Consider the following 6,904-nt stretch of genomic DNA (forward strand, 5'->3'; position numbering starts at 1 on the left):
GAGGGTCCGGCCAAAGGCGGCGGGGAGGAAAGGCGCGGGATGCAGGACCTCGAGTGCTTCCGGGTGGAGGTGGCCGACCATGTCGCCACCGTCACCATGTGCCGTGCCCCGGTGAACGCGCAGAACGCCCGCTTCCGCGAGGAGCTGATGGCGGTCTTCGACGCGCTGCACGACCGCGAGGACGTGCGCGCCGTGGTGCTGACGGGCGAGGGGCGCGCCTTCTCCGCCGGCGCCGACCTGAAGGACCGGCCGGACCGGGCGCGGCCCGGCGCCTATCCGCGGCACAACCGCTGGGTCCGGGAATCCTTCTACTCGGTCATGGAGTGCGACAAGCCGGTGATCGCCGCGATCAACGGCCCGGCGATCGGTGCCGGCCTCGCCCTCGCCCTCTCCTGCGACATCCTGCTCGCCGCCGAGGATGCCTGGGTGGCGATGACCGAGGTGGATGTCGGCCTCGCCGGCGGCGTGCGGCACGTGCTGCTGGCGTTCGGCCGCTCCGACGCACGGCTGATGTTCTACACCGCGCGCCGCGTCGGCGCCGCCGACCTCTACCGCATGGGCGTCGTCTCCGCCGTGCACCCGCGCGAGCGGCTGCTTGAGGAGGCGCAGGCGATCGCGCGCGAGATCGCGGCCAAGAGCCCGCTCGCCATCCGTGCCGCCAAGCGCAGCTTCAACCTGGTCGAGGGGATGAGCCTGCGCGACGGCTACCGCTACGAGCAGTCGCAGACCGTGGAGCTCTCGCGGACCGAGGATTCGCAGGAGGCCCAGGCGGCGTTCCGCGAGAAGCGCAAGCCGGTGTTCAAGGGCCGCTGATGCGGCCCTGGTTCGTCGCCCTGCTGCTGCTCTCGGCGGCGGGGGTGATCGAGGCGCGCTGCTCCACCCCCGGCCTGCGCCCCGCGGCGCCGGCGGCGGACCGCGCCTTCCGCATCCTCGGCCGCTCGGCCTTCGCCTTCTGGCTGGTGCTGCTGGCCTGGGGCTTCCTGAACCTGCCCTGGTGGCAGCCGGTCGCGGGCATCGTCGGCTCTCTGGCGTTGAACGCGCTGATCGTGCGGGCCGGCGCCAGGCCCTACTGGCCAGGCCTCTCCATGGGCCTCTCGCTCGCCGGCCTGTTCCTGACGGCGGTGGTGCTGCTCTCGCGCTAGATGGCGCCCGGCGCCGTCACCGCCCGGCCGTGGCGCACGCCACCCGCCGGGCGGTCAGGGGCGGGAGAGGCTCGCATGCCAGCGCATCACCCGCAGCGCCCCGGCGGCGATCAGGCGCTGGCGCAGCAGCGAGGCCTCGGCCTCGGCGAGGATCGCGGGCGCCATGGCGCGCGCCGCCTCGCGGTCCAGCGCGCGCAGCAGCTCGGACCAGCCGGCGGAGATCAGGGCGGCCTGGCGCTGTCCGGCATCCTCGGCGACATGCAGGACGAAGCCGGCCTCCTGCAGCGCCGCCTCGACCAGGCTGGCGCAGGGCGGCGGGGCCGAGCGCCCCTCCAGGGCCAGCCAGCGCTCCGGCAGGGGGGCGGAGCCGGCCGCCACCGCCTCCAGCATCACGAGCTGGCCGGCGCCCCGCAGCGAGCCGGCCACGGCGTTGAGCAGCAGGGAGGCATCGGGCAGGTGGCGCAGCGCCTCCAGCACCAGGGCGTGGTGATGGTAGCGGGCGCGGAAGGCGGGGGCCGCCGGGTCCCAGAGCTCCACCGCGGCGCGCCGGCCGAGCGGGCGCAGCCGCGCCGCGGCGCGGGCGGCGAGCCAGGGGTCGGCGGCGTGCAGCGCCACCCAGGCGCCGCGCTGGCGCGCCACCGCCTCCGTCACCCCGCCCCCGTCGAGGCCCACCAGCATCAGCGTGGTCGCCGGGGAGAGGGGCAGCAGCCCGGTCAGGCGCTCCGCCTCCCGCCGCCCGCCGGGCAGCAGGAAGCCACCTCCCCACAGCCGGTCGGAAAGGGCGGCGCGCGCCTCGGCCAGGGCGGCGCCTTCCTCCAGGGGGGCGGGCACCTCCTCCGGCGGGGCGGGGGTGGGGCAGGCCTGCGCCGGTTCCTCGCCGCCATCGGCGCCGCCGGCGAAGGCCGCGCGGAAGGCGGTGGCGAGGCGGCGCAGGCGGTGCGGCAGGACGGCGCTGGGCGGCATCTTCGGAACCGGCGGGCCTCGGACGCGCAAGCCCAGCATGGAGGCGTGAACAAAGCCTTGCCGCGCCTCCCCTTCCCCGCCCCGGTCAGGCAGGGCGGCCGTACCCGCCGCCGCCGCTCGTCTCCATCACGATCAGGTCGCCCTGCCGGACCATGAGGTTCTGCTTGCCGCGCAGCTCGCGCGCCCCGCCGCCCGCCTCGTGCAGCGTGCAGCGGAAGGGCAGTCCCGGCCCGCCGCCGGCGAGGCCCCAGGGCGGCACCACGCGGCGCTCGAACATGGTGGTGAGCGACAGCTCGGGCGCCAGCACGCGGTAGGCGCGCACCGCGCCCTCGCCCCCGCGGTGACGCCCCTCGCCGCCGCTGCCCAGGCGCAGCGCATGGCATTCGACGCGCACCGGGAATTCCGCCTCGATGATCTCGGCCGGGGTGCTGTTGGTGTTGGTGAGGTGGACGCGCGTCACCGGCACGCCGGGGCGGTCGTGGCGCGCGCCCTCGCCGGCGCCGTGCACCTCGTAGAGCGTCTGCCAGGCGCCGTCCGGCCCGGTGCCGCCGAGGATCAGCACCCCTGCCGTGGTCGGCCCGCCGGCCGAGATCCGCTCGGGGATGGCATCGGCGAGGGCGCGGAAGATCGCGTCCACGCAGCGGTTCGAGGTCTCGTGGTTGCCGCCAACCAGCGGCCGCCCCGGCGGCGGGTCGAGCAGCGAGCCGGGGCGGGTGATCACGCCGATCGGCCGGTAACAGCCGCCGTTCGGCTGGATCTCCGGCCCCGCGATCGCCTTCATCGCGTAGTAGCAGGCGGCGGCGACGACGTTGGGGGTGGTGTTCATCGGCCCCGCCACCGCGTCGTCGCTGGCGGAGAAGTCGAACGCCGCCCGCTCGCCGGCGATAGTGACGCGCACGCGCACGCCGACCGGCGCGCCGCCCGGGCCGTCATCGTCGAGGAAGTCCTCGCCCTCGTAGACGCCGTCCGGCAGGCCGGCGATGGCGGCGCGCATCGCCGCCTCGGAGCGGTCGTGCAGCGCCGCCATGGCGGCCTCCACCGTGGCCGCGCCGTGCTCCGCGCAGAGGGCGGCGAAGCGCTCCTCGGCGGCGCGGGTCGCCGCCACCTGCGCCAGCAGGTCGCCCTCGCGCTCGGCCGGGCCGCGCACATTCGCCAGCAGGAAGGCGATCTTCTCCTCGTCCCGCCCCTCGGCGGTGAACATCCGGGTGGGCGGGATGCGCAGCCCCTCCGCCCAGGAATCATGCGCCTCGGCGACGTAGCTGCCCGGCCAGGCGCCGCCGATATCGGCCCAGTGCGCCAGGCTGACGGCGAAGGCGACCAGCCGCCCCCCGGCGAAAAGCGGGCGGATTGCCTTCACGTCGGGCAGGTGGTTGCCGCCCATCTCCGGCAGGTTCGTCACCCACACGTCGCCGGGGCGCAGCCGCTCCGCCGGCACCGCGCGCAGCAGCGCCTTCACCGTGAAGTTCATCACCCCGAGATGCACCGGGATGTCGCGCCCCTGCGCCACCAGCTCGCCCCGCGCATCCGTCAGCGCCGAGGAGAGGTCGCCCGCCTCGCGCAGCAGCGGCGAGCGCGCGGCGCGCACCACGGTGGAGGACATCTCCTCGGCGATGGAGGAGAGGGCGTGGCGCAGCACTTCGAGCAGGAAGGGATCCATCACGCCGCCTCCCCGGTGCGGGTCATCAGGATGTGGCCGAACGCGTCGGCCTGCGCGCGCCAGCCGGGCGGGACCAGGATGGTGGACCACTCATCCTCGATCACCGCCGGCCCCGCCAGGGCGTGCGGCGCGCGGAGCGCGGCGCGGTCGTAGCGCGGCGTCGGCACCGGGCCGGCGGCGTCGAACCAGCAGGGGCCGCGCGCGAAGGGCTCGGGCGGCGGGCCGGGCGGGGCGGCATCGGCGCGGCGGATCTCGCGCGGGGCGGAGAGGCGCATCCGCAGCCCGGTCACCTCCCAGGCCTCGCCGGAGGCGAAGCCGAACAGGGCGCGGTGGCGCTCCTCGAAGGCGGCGCCCACCGCCTCGCGCGCGGAGAGGCCGGCGATCGGCACCTCCACCGCGTAGCTCTGGCCGCGGTAGCGGATCAGCGCCACCTCCTCCCGCCGGAGCGCCGCCTCCGCCACGCCATGCCCGCGCAGCGGCGCCGCCAGCTCCTCGAACAGCGCCGCGCGCGCGGCCTCGAGGCGCGCCCCGTCCCAGGGGTCTGCGGGCAGGCGCAGCGTCTGCTGGCGCATGTAGCTCATCTCCGCCGCGACGCAGCCGAGGGCGGAGAAGGCCGAGGACAGCGCTGGCACCAGGATGCGGCTTATGCCGTAGGCGCGCGCGAGGCCCGCGGCGTGCATCGGCCCCATGCCGCCGAAGGCGAGCAGCGTGGCGCCGCGCCCGTCCACGCCGCGCTCCACGGTGATGCGCGCGAGGGCCCGCGCCATGGTCGCGTCCGCCACGCGCAGCACGCCGAGCGCCGCCTCCACCACGCCGCAGCCGAGGCGCGCGGCGAGCGGCGCGAAGGCCGCCTCGGCCAGCGCGCGGTCGAGCGCGATCTCCCCGCCCAGGCGCCGGCGCGGGTCGAGATAGCCGAGGATCAGGTTGGCGTCGCAGACCGTGGGCTCGGCGCCGCCGCGCCCGTAGCAGGCCGGGCCCGGCTCCGCCCCCGCGCTCTGCGGCCCGACCGAGAGCCCGCCCGGTCCGAGCCGCACGATGGAGCCGCCGCCGGCGCCGATGGATTCGATCGCCACCATGGGCTGGCGCAGCGGCTGGTCGGCGAGGCGCGCATCGGCGGTGATCTCGGCCTGCCCGTCCAGGATCAGCGCGACGTCGGTGGTGGTGCCGCCCATGTCGAAGCCGAGCACCCGCGCCTCCCCCGCCTCGCGCGCCACCGCGGCGGCGGCGGCGACGCCGGCGGCGGGGCCGGAGAGCGCCATCACCAGCGGCCGCGCGGCGGCGTGCTCCGGCGTCGCCATGCCGCCCGCCGAGTGCATCACGTGCAGCCGCGTCCCCCGCGGCAGCGCCCGGCGCAGCTCGGCCAGGTAGCGGGCGGCGAGCGGCATGACGGCGGCGTTGAGCGCGGTGGCGACGCTGCGCTCGTGCTCCCGCGCCTCCGGGTTCACCTCGTGCGAGAGGGAGAGGAAGGGCACGCCGGCATCGCGCAGCCGCTCGCCGAGCAGGCGTTCGTGCGCGGGGTTGGCGTAGGCGTGCATCAGCGCGACGGCGACGCTGCGCGCGCCGCTGGCGAGCGCGGCCCGCACCGCCTCCGCCGCCGCCGCCTCGGTCAGCGGGCGGGCGACGCTGCCGTCGTGCAGCACCCGCTCGGCGACGGGGATGCGGCGCTCGCGCGGCACCACCGGGGCGGGGCGGGGCGGGACGTCGAGGCGGTAGAGCTCGCGCCGGCTCTGGCGGCCGATCTGCACCACGTCCACGAAGCCCTCGGTGGCCAGCAGCGCCACCGGCTCCAGCCGCCCCTCGACGATGGCGTTGGTGACGCGGGTGGTGCCGTGGGTCAGCTCCTCCACCTCCTCCGGACGCAGCCCGACGGCGGCGAGGGCGTGCAGGATGCTCGCCACCGGGTCGGCGGGGCGGCTCGGCACCTTGGCGGTGCGCGGCGCCTCGGCGGGGTGCAGGGCGACGATGTCGGTGAAGGTGCCGCCGATATCCACGCCCACCTGCCAGCCTGCCATGCGCGCCTCCCCCGTCTCCGGGCAAGCCTGCCCCAGCCGCGCCCCGCCGGCCAGCCCCGGCGGGGTTCCCGGCCCGGCAGGGGGCGCCCATATCGGCGGCATGGTCCCGCTCTCCGTCCTCGACCTCTCGCCCATCCCCGAAGGCAGCGACGCCGGGCAGGCGCTGCGCAACTCCGCCGACCTGGCGCGGCACGCCGAGGCGCTGGGCTACCGGCGCTTCTGGATGGCCGAGCACCACAACATGCCGGGCATCGCCAGCGCGGCGACGGCGGTGGCGCTGGCGCATGTCGCCACCGGTACCAGCCGCATCCGCATCGGCGCCGGCGGCATCATGCTGCCGAACCACGCGCCGCTGATCGTCGCCGAGCAATTCGGCACCCTCGCCGCGCTGCATCCCGGGCGGGTGGATCTCGGCCTCGGCCGCGCGCCCGGCACCGATCCGCTTGCCGCCCACGCCATGCGCCGCAACCTCGCCGGCGAGGTCGAGGATTTCCCGCGCGACGTGGTGGAGCTGATGGGCTATTTCCGCCCTGCCGCGCCGGACCAGGGCGTGGTGGCGGTGCCCGGCGCGGGCCTCGAGGTGGAGGTGTGGATCCTGGGGTCGAGCACCTATGGCGCGCAGCTCGCCGCCGCGCTCGGCCTGCCCTACGCCTTCGCCTCGCATTTCGCGCCGGCGCAGATGGCGGAGGCGGTGGCGCTCTACCGTGCGCGCTTCCGCCCCTCGGAGCGTCTGGCGGCGCCCTACGTGATGCTCGGCGTCAACGTCTTCGCGGCGGAGACGGATGCCGAGGCGCGCTACCTGTTCTCCTCGCTGCAGCAGGCCTTCCTGAACCTGCGCCGCGGCCGGCCCGGACGGCTGCCGCCGCCGGTGGCGGATCTCGACCGCCAGCTCGACCCGCGCGAGCGGGCGATGCTCGACCACTCCCTCGCCTGCTCCATCATCGGCGGGAGGGAGACGGTGCGGCGCGGCCTGCGGGACCTCGTCGCCCGCACCGGCGCGGACGAGCTGATCGCGACGGCGCAGATCCACGACCATGCGGCGCGCCGGCGCTCCTTCGAGATCCTGGCTGGGGTGCGGGCGGAGCTTGCCGCGAGGGCGGCCTAAGCCGCGTGGACAAACCTGATCCACA

The 6,904-nt window shown here is 76.5% G+C and carries 6 protein-coding genes; 3 read left to right on the forward strand and 3 right to left on the reverse strand.

The window, feature by feature from the left end:
- Positions 1-39 precede the first annotated feature (39 nt).
- Both ET526_RS12735 and ET526_RS12740 read left to right on the forward strand, forming a co-directional pair.
- Positions 40-813, forward strand: coding sequence for an enoyl-CoA hydratase/isomerase family protein (locus ET526_RS12735; protein WP_135468081.1), 774 nt, complete (start codon positions 40-42; stop codon positions 811-813).
- Complete coding sequence (locus ET526_RS12740) at positions 813-1,142, forward strand: multidrug DMT transporter permease (RefSeq protein WP_135468082.1); 330 nt, start codon at positions 813-815, stop codon at positions 1,140-1,142. Before ET526_RS12735 ends, ET526_RS12740 begins: the two co-directional genes overlap by 1 nt.
- Before the next feature lie 54 nt (positions 1,143-1,196).
- Here ET526_RS12740 and ET526_RS12745 read toward each other — a convergent pair whose 3' ends face one another.
- From ET526_RS12745 to ET526_RS12755, 3 genes are all read right to left on the reverse strand, one after another.
- Entirely contained in the window at positions 1,197-2,105 is a 909-nt protein-coding gene (locus tag ET526_RS12745) for a hypothetical protein (RefSeq protein ID WP_135468083.1), read from the reverse strand.
- An 85-nt stretch (positions 2,106-2,190) separates the two neighbouring features.
- Positions 2,191-3,762 (reverse strand): hydantoinase B/oxoprolinase family protein, encoded by a 1,572-nt coding sequence (locus ET526_RS12750; RefSeq protein WP_135468084.1) that lies wholly within the window; start codon positions 3,760-3,762, stop codon positions 2,191-2,193.
- Positions 3,762-5,774, reverse strand: coding sequence for a hydantoinase/oxoprolinase family protein (locus ET526_RS12755; RefSeq protein WP_135468085.1), 2,013 nt, complete (start codon positions 5,772-5,774; stop codon positions 3,762-3,764). Before ET526_RS12755 ends, ET526_RS12750 begins: the two co-directional genes overlap by 1 nt.
- A gap of 100 nt (positions 5,775-5,874) precedes the next feature.
- On the opposite strand from ET526_RS12755, the gene ET526_RS12760 reads away from it, so the two are divergent.
- The gene (locus ET526_RS12760; protein WP_135468086.1) at positions 5,875-6,879 is read left to right on the forward strand and encodes an LLM class flavin-dependent oxidoreductase; all 1,005 of its coding nucleotides are present in this window, start codon (positions 5,875-5,877) and stop codon (positions 6,877-6,879) included.
- Positions 6,880-6,904 lie beyond the last annotated feature (25 nt).

Source organism: Crenalkalicoccus roseus (assembly GCF_004761865.1).
In the GTDB taxonomy this organism is placed as follows: Bacteria; Pseudomonadota; Alphaproteobacteria; order Acetobacterales; family Acetobacteraceae; genus Crenalkalicoccus; species Crenalkalicoccus roseus.

What these genes read in the sequence shown, in the direction of transcription:
- ET526_RS12760 (WP_135468086.1), top strand. Translation starts at nt 5,875, where the DNA reads ATGGTCCCGCTCTCCGTCCTCGACCTCTCGCCCATCCCCGAAGGCAGC.
- ET526_RS12740 (WP_135468082.1), top strand. Translation starts at nt 813, where the DNA reads ATGCGGCCCTGGTTCGTCGCCCTGCTGCTGCTCTCGGCGGCGGGGGTG.
- ET526_RS12735 (WP_135468081.1), top strand. Translation starts at nt 40, where the DNA reads ATGCAGGACCTCGAGTGCTTCCGGGTGGAGGTGGCCGACCATGTCGCC.
- ET526_RS12745 (WP_135468083.1), bottom strand. Translation starts at nt 2,105, where the DNA reads ATGCCGCCCAGCGCCGTCCTGCCGCACCGCCTGCGCCGCCTCGCCACC.
- ET526_RS12750 (WP_135468084.1), bottom strand. Translation starts at nt 3,762, where the DNA reads ATGGATCCCTTCCTGCTCGAAGTGCTGCGCCACGCCCTCTCCTCCATC.
- ET526_RS12755 (WP_135468085.1), bottom strand. Translation starts at nt 5,774, where the DNA reads ATGGCAGGCTGGCAGGTGGGCGTGGATATCGGCGGCACCTTCACCGAC.